This is a genomic window from Morganella psychrotolerans (assembly GCF_001676055.1).
Taxonomy (GTDB): domain Bacteria; phylum Pseudomonadota; class Gammaproteobacteria; order Enterobacterales; family Enterobacteriaceae; genus Morganella; species Morganella psychrotolerans_B.
Genome location: NZ_LZEX01000001.1, coordinates 328,514 through 343,704, shown reverse-complemented (window position 1 = coordinate 343,704; position 15,191 = coordinate 328,514). Strand labels below are relative to the sequence as shown.

General features: G+C 44.7%; 16 protein-coding genes and 1 pseudogene. 11 read left to right on the top strand and 6 right to left on the bottom strand.

Annotation, left to right across the window (positions count from 1 at the left end; genetic code table 11):
* Together AYY17_RS01515 and zntB are read left to right on the top strand one after the other, a co-directional pair.
* Window positions 1-1,635, top strand: coding sequence for a peptide ABC transporter substrate-binding protein (locus tag AYY17_RS01515; RefSeq protein ID WP_067420708.1), 1,635 nt, complete (start codon window positions 1-3; stop codon window positions 1,633-1,635).
* Between the two features lie 65 nt (window positions 1,636-1,700).
* Window positions 1,701-2,684: a zinc transporter ZntB gene (gene zntB, locus AYY17_RS01510; protein WP_067420706.1), complete on the top strand. Its 984-nt coding sequence runs from the start codon at window positions 1,701-1,703 to the stop codon at window positions 2,682-2,684.
* Between the two features lie 286 nt (window positions 2,685-2,970).
* Here the strand turns inward: zntB and ttcA are convergent.
* A pseudogene (gene ttcA, locus AYY17_RS01505) lies at window positions 2,971-3,890 on the bottom strand (tRNA 2-thiocytidine(32) synthetase TtcA).
* Window positions 3,891-4,425: 535 nt separating this feature from the next.
* On the opposite strand from ttcA, the gene AYY17_RS01500 reads away from it, so the two are divergent.
* Entirely contained in the window at window positions 4,426-4,653 is a 228-nt protein-coding gene (locus AYY17_RS01500; RefSeq protein ID WP_067420703.1) for a hypothetical protein, read from the top strand.
* Between the two features lie 368 nt (window positions 4,654-5,021).
* Here the strand turns inward: AYY17_RS01500 and AYY17_RS01495 are convergent, their stop codons facing one another.
* A complete protein-coding gene (locus AYY17_RS01495) occupies window positions 5,022-5,366 on the bottom strand; it encodes a hypothetical protein (RefSeq protein ID WP_235845244.1) in 345 nt (114 codons plus the stop codon).
* A gap of 492 nt (window positions 5,367-5,858) precedes the next feature.
* Here AYY17_RS01495 and AYY17_RS01490 point away from each other — a divergent pair, with 492 nt between their 5' ends.
* Both AYY17_RS01490 and AYY17_RS01485 read left to right on the top strand, forming a co-directional pair.
* Window positions 5,859-6,458, top strand: coding sequence for a pentapeptide repeat-containing protein (locus AYY17_RS01490; RefSeq protein WP_067420701.1), 600 nt, complete (start codon window positions 5,859-5,861; stop codon window positions 6,456-6,458).
* 209 nt (window positions 6,459-6,667) lie between these two features.
* Entirely contained in the window at window positions 6,668-7,195 is a 528-nt protein-coding gene (locus AYY17_RS01485) for a hypothetical protein (protein WP_235845243.1), read from the top strand.
* A 100-nt stretch (window positions 7,196-7,295) separates the two neighbouring features.
* Here the strand turns inward: AYY17_RS01485 and AYY17_RS01480 are convergent, their stop codons facing one another.
* A complete protein-coding gene (locus AYY17_RS01480; RefSeq protein WP_067420697.1) occupies window positions 7,296-7,850 on the bottom strand; it encodes a class IV adenylate cyclase in 555 nt (184 codons plus the stop codon).
* A gap of 191 nt (window positions 7,851-8,041) precedes the next feature.
* On the opposite strand from AYY17_RS01480, the gene AYY17_RS22025 reads away from it, so the two are divergent.
* The 3 genes from AYY17_RS22025 (at window position 8,042) to AYY17_RS01470 (ending at window position 9,650) form a co-directional block, all read left to right on the top strand.
* A complete protein-coding gene (locus tag AYY17_RS22025; RefSeq protein ID WP_235845242.1) occupies window positions 8,042-8,578 on the top strand; it encodes a hypothetical protein in 537 nt (178 codons plus the stop codon).
* A gap of 1 nt (window position 8,579) precedes the next feature.
* Window positions 8,580-9,338 (top strand): HAD family hydrolase, encoded by a 759-nt coding sequence (locus AYY17_RS22020; RefSeq protein ID WP_235845241.1) that lies wholly within the window; start codon window positions 8,580-8,582, stop codon window positions 9,336-9,338.
* Between the two features lie 108 nt (window positions 9,339-9,446).
* Window positions 9,447-9,650: a hypothetical protein gene (locus AYY17_RS01470; RefSeq protein WP_067420695.1), complete on the top strand. Its 204-nt coding sequence runs from the start codon at window positions 9,447-9,449 to the stop codon at window positions 9,648-9,650.
* Window positions 9,651-9,716: 66 nt separating this feature from the next.
* On the opposite strand, the gene AYY17_RS01465 is transcribed toward AYY17_RS01470, so the two are convergent.
* Complete coding sequence (locus AYY17_RS01465; RefSeq protein ID WP_067420693.1) at window positions 9,717-11,282, bottom strand: ATP-binding cassette domain-containing protein; 1,566 nt, start codon at window positions 11,280-11,282, stop codon at window positions 9,717-9,719.
* 440 nt (window positions 11,283-11,722) lie between these two features.
* Between AYY17_RS01465 and AYY17_RS01460 the strand changes: the two genes are divergently transcribed.
* From AYY17_RS01460 to AYY17_RS01450, 3 genes are all read left to right on the top strand, one after another.
* Window positions 11,723-12,055, top strand: coding sequence for an SMR family transporter (locus AYY17_RS01460; RefSeq protein WP_067420691.1), 333 nt, complete (start codon window positions 11,723-11,725; stop codon window positions 12,053-12,055).
* Window positions 12,056-12,134: 79 nt separating this feature from the next.
* Complete coding sequence (locus tag AYY17_RS01455) at window positions 12,135-12,392, top strand: putative hemolysin (RefSeq protein ID WP_235845240.1); 258 nt, start codon at window positions 12,135-12,137, stop codon at window positions 12,390-12,392.
* The gene (locus tag AYY17_RS01450; RefSeq protein ID WP_067421291.1) at window positions 12,386-12,796 is read left to right on the top strand and encodes an ASCH domain-containing protein; all 411 of its coding nucleotides are present in this window, start codon (window positions 12,386-12,388) and stop codon (window positions 12,794-12,796) included. The genes AYY17_RS01455 and AYY17_RS01450 overlap by 7 nt, the downstream gene beginning before the upstream one ends.
* Window positions 12,797-12,857: 61 nt before the next feature.
* On the opposite strand, the gene dsbB is transcribed toward AYY17_RS01450, so the two are convergent.
* The gene (gene dsbB / locus AYY17_RS01445; protein WP_067420687.1) at window positions 12,858-13,391 is read right to left on the bottom strand and encodes a disulfide bond formation protein DsbB; all 534 of its coding nucleotides are present in this window, start codon (window positions 13,389-13,391) and stop codon (window positions 12,858-12,860) included.
* A 163-nt stretch (window positions 13,392-13,554) separates the two neighbouring features.
* Window positions 13,555-15,102, bottom strand: coding sequence for a sodium/proton antiporter NhaB (nhaB, locus tag AYY17_RS01440; protein WP_067420685.1), 1,548 nt, complete (start codon window positions 15,100-15,102; stop codon window positions 13,555-13,557).
* Window positions 15,103-15,191 lie beyond the last annotated feature (89 nt).

The window sequence follows — 15,191 nt, the reverse complement described above, 5'->3', positions numbered from 1 at the left end:
ATGCTCATGCCGGCAAATTTATCACGTACCGCATTTCTTGCTGGTGCGGTGTTCACTTTTTCTTCTCTGTTCTGTGCCATGGCGGCGGTGATCCCCGCCGGAACGGAGCTGGCAAAAGAGCAATCTGTATATCGTCATCTTAAAGACGAACCTGCATCACTTGATCCTGTAAAGGCAGTCGGGCTGACTGAAGCACAACTCCTGCGTGACTTATTTGAAGGGCTGACCAGTCAGGATGCGGGCGGGAAACCGGTTCCCGGTGTGGCTTCCTCCTGGGAAACAAATAACAACCAGGTCTGGACATTTCATCTGCGCAAAGATGCGCAGTGGTCAGACGGCACACCTGTCACCGCACAGGACTTTGTTTACAGCTGGCAGCGTTTGGTTGACCCGAAAAGCCTGTCGACATTTGCCTGGTTCGCACCTCTTGCCGGTATTAATAATGCACAGGCGATTATCGACGGCAAAATGGCGCCTGCCACACTTGGCGCAGAAGCCATTGATCCACACACATTACGCATCACGCTGGACAGACCTGTCCCTTACTTCCCGAATTTAGCTGCGAACTTCAGTCTTTTCCCGGTAAATCGCGCAGCAATAGAGAAACATGGCGATAACTGGATCCGCGTCGGGCATCTGGTCGGAAACGGTGCATTTGTCCTGCATGATCGGGTGGTGAATGAAAAAATCGTTCTGACACCTAACCCGCACTACTGGGATCACAAGCATACGGTACTGACATCGGTTACCTTTGTGCCGATTAACCATGAATCTCAGGCAACAAAGCGCTATCTTGCCGGTGATTTGGATATCACGGAATCATTCCCGAAAAACCAGTATCAGAAGCTGAAAAAATCCATTCCGGATCAGATTTATATCCCGGATCAGCTCGGCACCTATTATTACGCCTTTAACACACAGCGCGCCCCGACCAATGATCTGCGTGTGCGCCAGGCGCTTTCCATGACTATCGACCGCGCTGTGATTGCCGAAAAAGTCCTCGGTACAGGTGAAAAACCGGCCTGGCGCTTTACACCGGATGTCACCGCCGGGTTTACTCCGGAACCGGGCCGTTATCAGAAATTCAGCCAGAGCGAACTGGACAGCCAGGCAAAAATGCTGATGGCAGCTGCCGGTTATGGCCCGCATAATCCGATGAAACTGTCCCTGCTGTATAACAGCTCCGAAAATCATCAGAAAATTGCCATCGCCGTTGGCTCGATGTGGAAGAAAAAACTGGGTGTGGACGTCAGGCTGGTGAACCAGGAGTGGAAAACCTACATTGACAGCCGTAATACCGGGGATTTTGATGTGATCCGTGCATCCTGGGTAGGCGATTACAATGAGCCGTCGACCTTCTTGTCACTGCTGAGCAGCATTCACACCGGTAATATCTCGCGGTATCACAGCAATAAATATGATGAATTACTGAAAACCGCGGCGCTGGAAACTGATGATGACGCCCGCAATGCCGATTATAACGAAGCTGAAAAACTGTTGGCGGAAGATACCCCGATAGCACCCATCTATCAGTACACCAATGGCCGCCTGATAAAACCGTGGCTGAAAGGGTATCCGGTTAATAATCCGGAAGATGTGGCGTACAGCCATAATCTCTATATTATTAAGCACTAAACCTGCTTTCTGTCATTTCCCCGCAGGGAGCGGGGGAATGCGGCGGGACACCGGAGGAGAAACACATGGGTGCATTGTACGGATCTGCTTTTCAGGGAACCGATCCTATATACAGGGTTCAGTTTGACGGAGAAGGGGGTTGCATCCCCGTTGATGTCAATGCGGTTGCCGGACAAAAGCAGCCGATGTGGGCGCATCTGGATTACCTCTCTGCCAATAATCAGCGCTGGCTGCGTGAAACCGACCTGCTGCCGGTTCTGGCAAAGGACGGGCTGACTAATGATGTTATCCGCCCGCGGATTGTCAGAATCGGAGAGGCGGCGCTTATCACGCTGCAAACTATTAATAATAATGAGGGTGACAGACCGGATCAGCTCGTGGCGTTCCGCATCTGGATAGGCAGCAATTATATTATCTCGACCCGCCACCGGAAAGTACACTCTATCCAGACCATTCAGGATGATTTACTGAACGGCGAAGGAGCGAAAAATACCGGTGAATGGCTGGCAGAGGCGGCATTTTGTATTACGGATGAAGTTGCTGATTTTATTGAAGATCTGCATGATAAGCTGATCGACATGGAAGATGCGATACTCGAACCGCGTATTCCGGCACGCGGGGAGCTGGCGCTGCTGCGCAAACAATTAATTGTCCTGCGCCGTTATATGGCACCGCAGCGGGATGTGTTCGCCAGATTGGCATCAGAGCGCTACGTCTGGCTCTCAGATGAAGATCGTCATCAGCTGACGGATGTCAGCGACCGGCTCGGGCGGATTATCGATGATATTGACTCCTGCATTGCGCGGACCTCAGTTATTTCAGATGAAATAACTAACATGATGGCGGATGCCATGAACCGGCGCACTTATACTATGTCACTGCTGGCAATGGTTTTTTTACCGACGACGTTTCTGACCGGTTTATTTGGTGTCAACCTCGGCGGAATTCCGGGTGGTGATTTTCCGTTTGCATTTAGTCTGTTCTGTGTGGGACTGGCAGGTGTGATAGGGTTTGTTGCCTGGTGGTTACGCAAGAGTAACTGGTTGTAAAAACGCGTAATTTCATGTGATTTAACGTACCTGACTTGAGCTATATCAAGAAACAGCGGCGTCAGTTAGGGCACTATTAGTCCCGCAGGTGAATACAACGTTGAGCGATGAACGTTGTGCTCCATAATTGTAGTTTTTCTCATATTGAATTCTTATACAGAATATTGACCATTATCATGCCGGTGTATTTATACATCGGTTTTTTTTTTGTCCGGATTTTGTATCCGCTCCTGCCGGTAAAAAAAACGCTCACAGGGAGCGCTTTTTCAGGATTATCCGCAAAAATTTACTTTACTTCCACCACATCCAGGCGGTGTTCTGTAAAGTCTGTGTTTTCATCGTCATCATCCGCCCAAACAGGTTGCGTTGGCAGTGTTTCACGGTCAAACGCCAAATCGCCGCCGTCCACCACATCACCGCCCTGATGAATGGATTTGAAATCAAATAATTCGGTATCACATAAATGGGATGGTACGACATTTTGTGTGGCGGTGAACATGGTTTCAATGCGTCCCGGATACCGTTTGTCCCAGTCGCGCAGCAGATCTTTAATTATCTGACGCTGTAAATTAGGCTGTGAACCACATAAATTACACGGAATAATCGGGAATCCTTTCGCATCGGCAAAACGCTCAATGTCTTTTTCGCGGCAATACGCCAGCGGACGGATAACAATGTGTTTGCGTCATCACTCATCAGTTTCGGTGGCATACCTTTAAGTTTGCCGCCAAAAAACATATTCAGGAACAGTGTTTGTAAAATATCATCCCTGTGATGTCCGAGGGCAATTTTTGTTGCACCAAGCTCAGTGGCAGTGCGGTATAAAATACCACGACGCAGACGTGAACAGAGGGAACAGGTGGTTTTACCTTCAGGGATTTTTTCTTTCACTATCCCGTACGTGTTTTCTTCCACAATTTTATATTCAACACCGAGATTTTCCAGATATTCCGGCAGAATATGACCGGGAAAGCCCGGCTGTTTCTGATCCAGGTTTACCGCGACCAGAGAAAAACGGATGGGTGCGCTCTGTTGCAGACTCTGTAAAACAGAAAGCAGGGTATAGCTGTCTTTGCCGCCGGAGAGACAAACCATAATGCGGTCGCCGTCTTCAATCATATTAAAATCGGCAATGGCTTTGCCGGTATGGCTGCGTAAGCGTTTCTGCAATTTATTAATATTGTACTGATCTTTTGGTGTATTCATGTCTTACTGTTTCTTTACTGTTTGGTGTTGTTTTGCAGACTTACAGATAAAAATGACAGGTTATCTGCGGCAAAGAGTCTGAGAGAAAGATGCAATGATAGCAGATAGGCGGGGTCTTCTGATACGCGCCGGTAAAAAAGTAGCATTTTTACCGGCTGTCGGGTTGCGCAGAAACCCCGGGTTGATTCATATCATGGCAGAGGTAAATACTAAATAAAATAATAAAAACGGTATTTTTAATTATTTAATCCGTTATTACAGTTTAAAAAAGATAAATATTTTTGTTTTTTCATAAAAAAAACGCCGGTCACCACTGCGCAAGTGTGCTTTTTCTGTATAAAAAACCAATTCAGATTAATTTTTCAGAGTAAGTTAATAATAAAAAATCGATTATAGAGAGCATTCTGTTTTAATTATGGTTTAAATATTGGTGTATTTTAAAATATTAAATATAATATATTAATATTCATCGTTAATTCACGGATGAATATAGCTGTCTAAGGATGGTCACAGTGTTAAAATAAGGAGTATCATCATGAGAGAATTAAAAAGAAATGAAATTGACTCTGTAAATGGTGGCTTTGGCTTATTAGCATTTCCGGCCGGTCTTGGTTTGATGTTCTCTATTCCTGCAATTGTCGCAGGTGCTGTATTAGGTCCGGTAACCGGTGGTCTTGGATTCGGTCTGATGGCAGCGGGTATCGTCGGTACTGCGCTCTCTGGTGCCGGAATGATCGCAAGTATTGTACTCCCAATCCTGTAGTCGTGTTATCACCGCAGGTTTTTCCCTGCGGTGTTTATTTTTTTAGATCTGCAATATAACCAATTAAATAATATAGTAAAATAACAATCCACTTATTATATTTATTTTCTATCGGAATACTCTTTATTACTATAATTATCATGAAGTATGATAGGTTATTAAGCAGTCTGTATGCCTGATGACATTACCGGGTATTGATCTGTACCAAAAAAATCTGGTAGAGGGAATATTAAATAAGATTAAATCAGCAGGCAGGATTCAACAAAAAAATAATCAGGCCGGAATTATAGGCTATAAATGTTTTCGTTAATACAATATCCGCCGGACAAGGCGGATTTTTTGTCTGTAAATAACACCGGAAATATTGTTTAACTGTGTTTTTGCATGATAGTACTGAACGTTTTAATGACTAAAAGATTACCGTTTTTTAGCGCAGTATAGTTTTCTTTTTGTTCTGTTCCGGCATATTTGCGGATCTCAGTATCCAGGTATGCGATGAGGTCTGCTTTGCAATCTTTGTTTGTTTTGTCTAAAGCAATGAAACCACTCGTGTGGTCTCTGTTATCGTCAATAAATCGTTGAATAAGTGATTTATCTGTTGCCCAGTCAAAATACTGATTAATTGTGATGATCCGCTTTAATCCACTTAATTTCATGACCATCAGGGTCAGTTTTGAACATGCGGAATACACGGATTTGTTACTGACAGACATAATTACCTCGTTACAAAATCAGACTCATTTATGCAGAGAAGAAGATTTACAGCATTTATTCCTTTTTTGCAGGGGGAACATTCTGAATATTGCATAAAATGAATTAAATATACGAGTCAGACAGGTATTACTACATACAATAGTGTGTTTATTCATCATCATTGATTTACACTATTGTGGAACTTTTTACCCTGTTTACACTCTGATTCGGATACACGCTGTCTGAAAAGGAAAATAAATGTATAAAGTAATATTAAGTATTCTGATGCCGGTGATAATCGCGGGATGTTCAGTATCAGAACATCCCGGCAATGACGCCGGAAGCAAAAAAAAATGATCCTTATGAAAACAGTACAGTAAATACAATCAGAGAAAACCAGGCCATTTATAAAGAACAACAGAGAATGAAAGGTATTTATTAATGTTTCTCAGATTGATAGATGACAATGACTACCGGGTTTTACCGCCGGTTTCTGTTGCAGGAGACAATTAATGACAGAGCCGGAAAATAGCGGTGAATATTTTGATACCTGTTTCAACAAGCAGGAATTGAGTTATCAACACTATTCAGATGTGGTCTTTGAACGTTGTGAATTCATTAATTGTGATTTTACATCAACTGTTTTTTCACAATGTAAATTTTTGAACTGTCAGTTTGATGCGTGCAATTTAAGTCTGATGGACGTGCCCGGCAGCCGGTTTTCGGTGGTTGAATTCACGGGATGTAAACTTGTCGGGATTGACTGGACAAAAGGCTATTGGCCGGCATTTGATTTTTATTCACAACTGAGCTTTAAAGACTGTATTTTAGACAGTTGCAACTTCTTTGACTTAAAATTACATGAATCTCATTTTGAAGCATGCCGGATACATGATGCAGACTTCAGAAATGCGGAACTCTGTAAGTCTCACATACAAGATTGTGATTTATCAAACAGCCTGTTTATGCATACAAACCTGGAAAATACGAATTTAGCCGGTAGTCATTCATTTAATATTGATATCCGGCAAAATAAAGTCACCAATGCAACATTTTCAAGAATTGAAGCATTAGATCTGCTGAGAGGGTTGGATATACACCTGATTGACTGAATATTCATCACTCGTATTTCTGTGATGTTCATCTGGTTTACAGACCTGTATATTAGTATGAGCACGGTATTTTGACTTCATTAAATCTGATTTTACGCAGAAGTCAGCTGCCGGGCTTCTGGTCTCTTACCTGTCTTTGGTATGATCAGTATTAAGTGGCTTAATGTACATTAGGGTGAGGTATGCGAAAGTTTATTATATCAGGAATTATGGCCGTATTACTGTCCGGTTGTGCAGGCTCAGGAAGCAATACACCGGATGCACCTTACGGATTTAAATGGGGTCAGACACCGGAAGAATTAAGTGAACTGAATCTCAATGAGCTGGACTGTACAGAAACCAGTGATGGCGGAAAATTATGCAGCTCACTGGAATCGCCGGATATTAAAAAACAATTTTTTATGACGGTATTTTCTCCTGAAGGGAAAGGATTAAACGGGATATCCCGTTTCGGACTCTGGAGCCGTGATCAGACGGTACTTCTCAGCGAATATGATAAAATTAATGCAGAGATGGAAGCACAATATGGTCAGCCGGAGGGTATCAATGAGGAATATGACCGGAATACGCCTTTCCTGGAAAAGATAGCCAAGGGAAAAATCGGGCAGTTTAAGCGTAAATATGAAAAAGAGGGCGTGGAAATCGTTGTTGGTATCGTCAGTAATGCCAATCTGGTACGGATTATTGATGAAAACGATCTGACCTATACTGTGCTGACAATGTATACGCTGAAATAAGCCGGTTACAGATATACCTTTATTTATTTAAACTGCGGGTTCGTTGGTGCAGGGAAACCCGCCGGGTTACATACTTGTGTATGCTCCCCGGCGGCCGGAGTCAGCCGCCTGCCTGCATCCGGCGATAGAGCATTTTGTAGCTTTGCTTTTCAATCATCCCGTCAGTCAGACCAAATTCTTTTGCTTTTTCCCTGAGTTCACTCTCATAACCGGCTAATTTCGATTCATCGTGCGTCATAATCGCAAATTCAGCAAACCAACCGATATTATTCAGATGATCCAGTGTGATATGAATCTCACCTAAAAAATAGATACTCCGGGTTTTGGTTAATATCATGTTGCAGGTATAACCCAGTGTTGTCAGCATATTTCTGACATGCTGATGGTCGTCAATATTGATGGCCTTACATTCAGCAGCACCGGGTCCTTTTACAATCCAGAGCTGAATACCGGAAGGCGACATTTTTCTGACTGACATACTGACATTTTTTCCGGCAAGAGTGAGCTGCGGATTATCAAAAAACCAGTCAGTTTCTTCATTATTAACAACAAAGGGCTCAGCATTCAGTGACAGTAATTGCGACAAGAATACCCGGTGATCAGGCAGGTGATATTTTATTTCAGCCTCGTATTTTCCATCGAAATGGTGACTCATTTGTATACCTGTTATTAATTATTAGTGTATGAGGCGGGGTTGAGATTATAACACGTCCGTTATAAAAAAAAGCCGATAAAAAGAGTGTGATCCATTTCGCTTAATGTTATTCGTTGCTGATTTTTGATACAGCAAAAAATGACCCTGTGTTATCCCTTTTATCAGTATTTTCTTTTAAAAAGGGGTTTTCTATGAAATTGATTAACCGTTACACCCTGATTGCTCTTGCAGTCAGTGCATTGACACTGAATATTACCGCTGCACATTCTCAAACCATTTCACTGAATGCATCAGCAGCACCGCAGGTTGTCATAAAACCGCAGACATTACAGCAGGGACAATGGGACAGCGTTAATAAGCAGCGTCTGGATGCGATGCTGGAAAAAGCCGGAAAGTCTCCTGCTCATACGTATTATGCCGTATTTGACTTTGACAATACGACAGCATTTCTGGATATTGAAGAAGCTGCAATGATTTATCAGCTCGAAAATCTGTTATTTGCGATGACGCCTGAAGAGTTGAAAACCGTTATTTTTAAAGATATCCCTGCAACTGATTTCGTGGCTGAATTTAACAATAAAAAGGGTAAAACCGTTAATATTAAAAAGGTGGGTGCAGATATTCTCGAAAGCTATCAGTGGCTGTATGATAATGCAGAAGGGCTCAATGGCAATAAACCACTTTCTGAAATAAAAAAAATCTCCGCATTATCAAAACTTCATTACTAAAATGCGCTATTTATATGCGGCCATCGGCGGAACATTTCAGCATGAAGTCTCTTATCCGTGGGTGACGTATTTATTTATGAATATGACACCTGAACAGGTCGCAGATATAACAGAAAAAACAATTGCGTGGCAACAAACTCAGCCGGTAGAAAGCGTTACGTGGCAAAGCCCGGAGTCGTTACAGGGTTTGGCTGGTGTGGTCGATATTTCCTGGCATAACGGCTTTCGTTTAGTGCCTGAAATGCAGGATCTTTATCAGGCATTACAAAAATCCGGTATTGATGTTTATGTTATATCTGCCTCAAATCTTGAAGTGATTAAATCAATTGTGACTCAGCCGCCGTATCTGGTTCCTGATTCTCAGGTTTTTGCGATGCATTTATTACGCACAAAAGAGAATAAGCTGACGTCTGATTTAGACCCTGCCTATCCGCAAACCCAGGGAAAAGGCAAAACAGAGACTATTCGTCAGTTTATTCAGGATAAATATGCAGGTAAAGGGCCTTTATTAGTCGCCGGAGACAGTGAGGGCGATCAAAATATGATGTCTGATTTCCCGGATACGGAGGTCGTGCTGATTATTAATCGTTTGCGTTCGCCTGACACCATTATCGGAAAATTGTCACAACGAGCTGTCAGAGAATACAGACAAAAAGAGTCGAAAATATTATTGCAGGGGCGTAATGATAACACGGGTTTATTTGTTCCGTCACAACTACACACACCATTAGGTGATAAAGAAGGCCGGGAGGTCAAATAATGATTGTTCTGTAATGCTGCGCCGTAAATTAAGGAAATACTGATAACCGGGACCTTAAATAAATATTAGTATAAATATTCATTGATAATGACAGGGGTTAAAAAAGATATGGATAAGTATATTGTGTGTTATGAAGGTCTTGGTTTGACCGGATCGGTTTTATTTCGTAGCCAGATTGCAATCAATACAGATATTAATAATACAGATGCAGATAAGTTTCTGACAATGTTTAATACTGCAGCAATCAATGATGCAACTGCCAATGATGTCAATATTGCCCGTTTCGTTATTGTGAATATCTGTAAGTTATAAATTAAGCTATAAATTAAGTAGTAAATACTGTGATATGGCGGCAGTGCCGCCGTATCATGGTATGTGTTATAAGAGCAGGGTATGAGTCACAGCGCAATTTTCTACAAACGCATCATCATGACTGACTAATAATAATGCGCCTTTATAACTGCGTAATACGCCTTCAAGCAGTAGTTTTGAATCCAGATCCAGATGGTTATCTGGTTCATCCAGCAACAAAATATCCGGCAGTGGTGCAGAGAGCGTTAATGCCAGCAATGTGACTTTCAGTTGTTCACCGCCGCTCAATTGTGAAAGGGGAATCAGACCTTTATCACCCCGTATACGTAATGCACCCAGATGGGTGCGCCAGGTTTGTGCCGTAATGACCGGGTCAAACTCGCATAATGCATCAACAACCGGCAGCGATTTATTCAGCAGCGCCAGGTGCTGATCAAGATAGCGCCGGTGACCATGCAGAGAGTGCTGACCGGATAGAGCAGTTAACTGATCAGTCAGCACTTTCAGTAAAGTGGATTTACCACAGCCGTTGCGCCCTGCAATATGCCAGCGCTCCCCGCCGGAAATCGTCAGTGAAACCGGTTGTTGTGAGCCGAACGGCAGAACCAGATCATGTGCATTCACCCGGATCCGCTTTTGATAATCCTGATAGTCAAATGCCAGCATTTGCGGCGTTATTCGTTGTATTTGTTCATTCACGCAGCGCCGCTGGTCATTCAGTTGTCCCATGACCCGCTCATGGCGCTGAGTGATAGCCGACTGTTGTTTTTCTGCCTTATTTTTTTTCATATCCAGTAACAGTGCGGAAGAAGAACCGGATGCGCGTACTTGTTCTCCCTGGCGGCGACGTTGTGCTTTTTTCTCCAGCGTGCGTTGTAACTCGTCTTTTTCTTTACGTGCTTTGGTTTGCAACAGCTTTTCTTCACTTTGTAACGCATTAAGCTGAAAGGCTTTTTGCTCAGCAAAGTGACTGTAATTCCCGCCGTACTCGTCCAGTGACGATGGGGTCAGTTCAAAAATACGGTGCATATCATCAAGTAACCGCCGGTCATGGCTGATAACTAATGCTCCGGCAGGGTGCTGAAGAAGCTGTTCACTCAGCCAGCGGCGACCGGCGCCGTCCAGATGATTTCCCGGCTCATCGAGCAATAAAAATTTATCCGGTTGTAAAAAGGCACAGCAGAGTGCCAGCCGGGTTTGCTCGCCTCCGCTGAGCTGTGCCGACGGCGTATCGGGCGAAAACTGACCCAGTTGCGCGCTTTCCAGTAAGGATTGCAGGCGATGAGGGAAATCCCATTTATCGGACAAAAAATCATAATCATCTGCGGTGGCAGTGCCGTTATCAATGCGCCGGAACGCCGCCTGAACAGAGCTGTTACCTAACGCATCAGCCAGTGTTACACCGGGCAGCCGTGTCAATTGCGGAACATAATGGAAAGGTGTCTGCCAGCTGATTGTACCGGTTGCCGGACGACGACGTTGTGCGAGCAGGGACATCAGCACGGATTTTCCCCGGCCGTTGTTGCCGGTCAGTCCCTGAACCTGATGTGTTAATGTGCCGCTGATATTCTCAAACAGCGGAGTGTCGTTAAAAACGACAGATAAGTGTGAAAAATGGCAATGAACAGGCATAAGTAAGCTCCTGAAATATTCAGGGCAGGCAATTATGCACAATGTAAATAAGACAAAAAATGACGGGGATAGCAGCCTGCCCAATATCAACAAATCGCATCAATAAGATGCGGACGATATTGTGGTTACGTACAGGCATTAAATCATGTCAGCTGACATCCTCGGGGGAAATGAAATCGCGGTTATGATGTCAAAGAAAACACAAAATGTATACCCTTATTCATTCAAACTGCAGGTGCGTTGCTACGCTCAGCCAGCCGGGTCACATACTGATGTATGCTCCCCGACTGTCTTCCCTTGCCGCCTGCCTGCATCTTGAATGACGTTGGGTATAAACCTGCGGGCAAAATTGCGTCACAGGATATTTTTATCCTTTTTTCTGCAACGCCTTTATACTGCGGATCTGATTTAATCATAAATACAGAATGACAGGTTTTTCTATGAATGGTTTTCTATGGCTGATTTTAGCGGTGGGTTCAGAAGTGATCGCAACTTCCATGCTGCGGGCCGCGGACGGATTCACCCGGCTTATTCCGTCGGTGATCGTGGTGATTGGCTATTGTGTGTCATTTTTTGCGCTCTCTCAGGTGGTTCGTGTAATGCCGCTGGGGATCGCTTATGCAATATGGTCAGGGTTGGGGATTGTCATTGTCTCTGTGGCCGCTTATTTTATTTATCAGCAAAAGCTGGATTTACCCGCAATTACGGGAATGGCTCTCATTATTGCGGGTGTGTTAGTGATAAATTTATTCTCCAAAAGCAGCGGTCATTAGTACCGGTGACGGGATGTGAGGCAAAAACAGAATGAAATCAGCAGATTTTTATCACACTGGGCGGTGGGTCCTGCGCACAATGCTTGTCGGTGTAATCGGGTTACTGGCGGCATGCAGTCAGTCAACGGAAACGGTGCAGCAAAAGCAGGTTCTGCGTTACCAGCAGCCACTGACAGATTTAACGGAAGATGCCCGTGCATCATGCAGTTATGCAGGCGGAACACCCTCGCTTATTCATGAGCTGAACGGCGCGCAGTCATCAGTTTGTCAGTTTGCCAACGGAAAGCGCTGTAATGAACGGGCACTGCTTTCCGGTAGTTGCGGTTCTGTATTGTGATATCTGATGTATTACGGGCGAAATACCCGGGAGTCGTCGCCTGGCCGTTTGGTGATTCACCGGAACTGGCGGATGAACTGGCGGCGCTGGTTATTCACGGGCAGAAAAGAGCAAGCTGTTCTTCCCTGAATAGTTTTATGCAGGAAGGGATTAAACCGGAGATTGGTGGATACAGTATTGTTCTTGACGGCAAAAATGTGCCGGTTTGTGTTATCCGCACCATATCAATGCAGCTTGTCCGTTTCTGTGATGTGACACCCGCTATAGCCGCAGCAGAGGGAGAAGGGGATTTAAGTCTCGCTTTCTGGCAGAGAGAGCATCAGGCCTATTTTACGCGGGAAGGTTTTTTTTCGCCGGAGATGGAATTGATTTTCGAGGAATTTATACTGATTGAAGTATTGTAACTGCCGGGTTCTGCAAAAATATCCGCACCCGTTGGCGCGGATATTTTTTGTTTATTACCCGTTATCCGAACAGGGGACGGCGTTTTTTCTTATGGATAAACTGAGATAACAGCACCAGCGCGCTGATAATCAGATACACCACAAAAATCCCGATAAGCCACTGCGGCATATCCAGTTTCAGAAATACCCACTGCTGAACGGAACAATCACCTGAGGCTTCGAAAACCGCCGGCAGCCACTCATTGAGCGGGAGCCACTCCGGGAAATTCACAAAGAAATCACAGGTGTTAAAAGGTGACGGATAGAGCTGGATCATGGTGTGCTCCCATGACAGCTGTAACCCGACTATCCCGCTGTAAATCCATAACGCGACAGCTATCCAGCGGATGAGTGCGGTACGCGGTGCCACCCAGCCGAGGAAACCGGCAAATGCAATACCCAGAACAGCAATACGTTCATAAATACACATCACGCACGGTTGTAATCCCATCCCGTGCTGAAAGAACAGGGCGATACCGTCGAGTGCCAGCGCGGAGATCATCAGTAAAAACCAGGCACTGCGACCCCGGGAACACTCATAAAGGTAAGTCAGCATAATATTATCCGTATTATCCGGTAAATGAATGAATAGACTAACGTTACGAATGAATGTACGACAAAAAGTACTGCGGCGCATCTTTTTTCCGCATCAGACCGGTACGCAAAAGAAAAAACCGGAATAACAGCGTTATTCCGGTTAGTTTAGTGTAATACATCTGTTACGGCAGAGTAATGATACCCTGACCCGCCATCCATTCTGAAACCGGTACTAACCACAGTTCGACACCAAAGAAGCCGACAAGGGTCATTACAATGGTATAAGGCAGCGCCATCATCACCATTTTCCCGTAGGACAGGCGGATAAGCGGTGCCAGAGCGGAGGTCAGCAGGAACAGGAATGCAGCCTGACCATTCGGGGTTGCCACCGACGGCAGATTTGTCCCGGTATTGATAGCAACGGCCAGGTATTCATACTGTGTATAGGAAACCAGTCCTTCCTTCATCGCCGTCATGGCTTCATTAATATAGACGGTGCCGACAAAGACATTATCGGAAACGGCAGAGAGCAGTCCGTTGAACAGGTAAAACAGCGAAAGCTGCGAGGAGGGATCAGAACTGAGAACAAACTGAATAAAGGGTGTAAACAGTTTCTGATCGACAATCACCGCGACAACAGAGAAAAAGACGGTCAGCAGCGCGGTAAACGGCAGCGCTTCTTCAAAGGCTTCACCCAGTGCATGCTCTTCCGTGATCCCGCAGAAAGCCGTTGCCAGGATGATAACGGACAACCCGATCAGCCCGACTTCCGCAAGATGAAATGCCAGCGCGAAAATCAGCCAGAGGCCGATAATGCCCTGAACAATCAGCTGCATTTTTTCCTGTTTGGTCCGGTGTGCGGCAGATTTTTGTGCATTATCTTCAAGTACGGCTCTGACGCGATCCGGTAACTCGGCACCATAACCAAACAATCTGAAACGCTCGACCAGGTAACAAACCAGTAAACCGCAAAAAAAGACCGGGATAGTGACAGGTGCCATGCGCAGGAAGAAATTAATGAAATCCCACCCGGCATGTTTGGCGATAATCAGGTTCTGTGGTTCACCCACCATAGTCATCACACCGCCGAGTGCTGTACCGATACCGGCATGCATCATCAGGCTGCGTAAAAACGCACGGAACTGTTCCAGTGTCTGTTTTTTCTCTGCACTGTCGATAAAATGATCATCACTGAGAGGCAACATCTCTTTTTGCGAAGAGGCATACTGATGAAAAATCGCATAAAAACCGACAGAAACGCTGATAACAACAGCGATCACTGTCAGTGCATCGAGAAAGGCAGATAAAAAGGCACTGGCAAGGCAGAATGCCAGGGAAAGAGCCCGTTTAGAGCGGATAGTTAACAACATTTTGGTGAACAGAAACAGCAGTAACTGTTTCATAAAGTAGATACCGGCAACCATAAAAATCAGCAATAAAATAACTTCAAGGTTATTCATTATTTCATGACTGATTTGGCCGGGGGATGTCATCCCGATGATAACCGCTTCAATCGCCAGCAGACCGCCGGGTTGCAGAGGGTAGCACTTAAGCGCCATCGCGAGCGTAAAGATAAACTCAATAACTAATAACCAGCCTGCCGTAAACGGATCGATAAGAAAGTAAACAATCGGATTTATTATTAAAAACGAAATAATAGCAAGCTTGTACCAGTCAGGTGAATGACCCATAAAGTTTTTCAGGAAGGCTTGCCGCATTGACATTTCCATTATTGCTGTGTGTCCTCCATAGGGGTTGCAGGGAAAAGCAGCATGAAGATATGCAGTATTTTATACTACGCCGGTATTCTGAATTTATT

Bases quoted from the DNA above. Each gene is read 5' to 3' on its own strand.
- dsbB (WP_067420687.1), bottom strand. From the start codon at position 13,391: ATGCTGACTTACCTTTATGAGTGTTCCCGGGGTCGCAGTGCCTGGTTT.
- AYY17_RS01490 (WP_067420701.1), top strand. From the start codon at position 5,859: ATGACAGAGCCGGAAAATAGCGGTGAATATTTTGATACCTGTTTCAAC.
- AYY17_RS01455 (WP_235845240.1), top strand. From the start codon at position 12,135: ATGCTTGTCGGTGTAATCGGGTTACTGGCGGCATGCAGTCAGTCAACG.
- AYY17_RS22025 (WP_235845242.1), top strand. From the start codon at position 8,042: ATGAAATTGATTAACCGTTACACCCTGATTGCTCTTGCAGTCAGTGCA.
- AYY17_RS01515 (WP_067420708.1), top strand. From the start codon at position 1: ATGCTCATGCCGGCAAATTTATCACGTACCGCATTTCTTGCTGGTGCG.
- AYY17_RS01500 (WP_067420703.1), top strand. From the start codon at position 4,426: ATGAGAGAATTAAAAAGAAATGAAATTGACTCTGTAAATGGTGGCTTT.
- AYY17_RS01495 (WP_235845244.1), bottom strand. From the start codon at position 5,366: ATGTCTGTCAGTAACAAATCCGTGTATTCCGCATGTTCAAAACTGACC.
- AYY17_RS22020 (WP_235845241.1), top strand. From the start codon at position 8,580: ATGCGCTATTTATATGCGGCCATCGGCGGAACATTTCAGCATGAAGTC.
- AYY17_RS01470 (WP_067420695.1), top strand. From the start codon at position 9,447: ATGGATAAGTATATTGTGTGTTATGAAGGTCTTGGTTTGACCGGATCG.
- AYY17_RS01480 (WP_067420697.1), bottom strand. From the start codon at position 7,850: ATGAGTCACCATTTCGATGGAAAATACGAGGCTGAAATAAAATATCAC.
- zntB (WP_067420706.1), top strand. From the start codon at position 1,701: ATGGGTGCATTGTACGGATCTGCTTTTCAGGGAACCGATCCTATATAC.
- AYY17_RS01485 (WP_235845243.1), top strand. From the start codon at position 6,668: ATGGCCGTATTACTGTCCGGTTGTGCAGGCTCAGGAAGCAATACACCG.
- nhaB (WP_067420685.1), bottom strand. From the start codon at position 15,102: ATGGAAATGTCAATGCGGCAAGCCTTCCTGAAAAACTTTATGGGTCAT.
- AYY17_RS01465 (WP_067420693.1), bottom strand. From the start codon at position 11,282: ATGCCTGTTCATTGCCATTTTTCACACTTATCTGTCGTTTTTAACGAC.
- AYY17_RS01460 (WP_067420691.1), top strand. From the start codon at position 11,723: ATGAATGGTTTTCTATGGCTGATTTTAGCGGTGGGTTCAGAAGTGATC.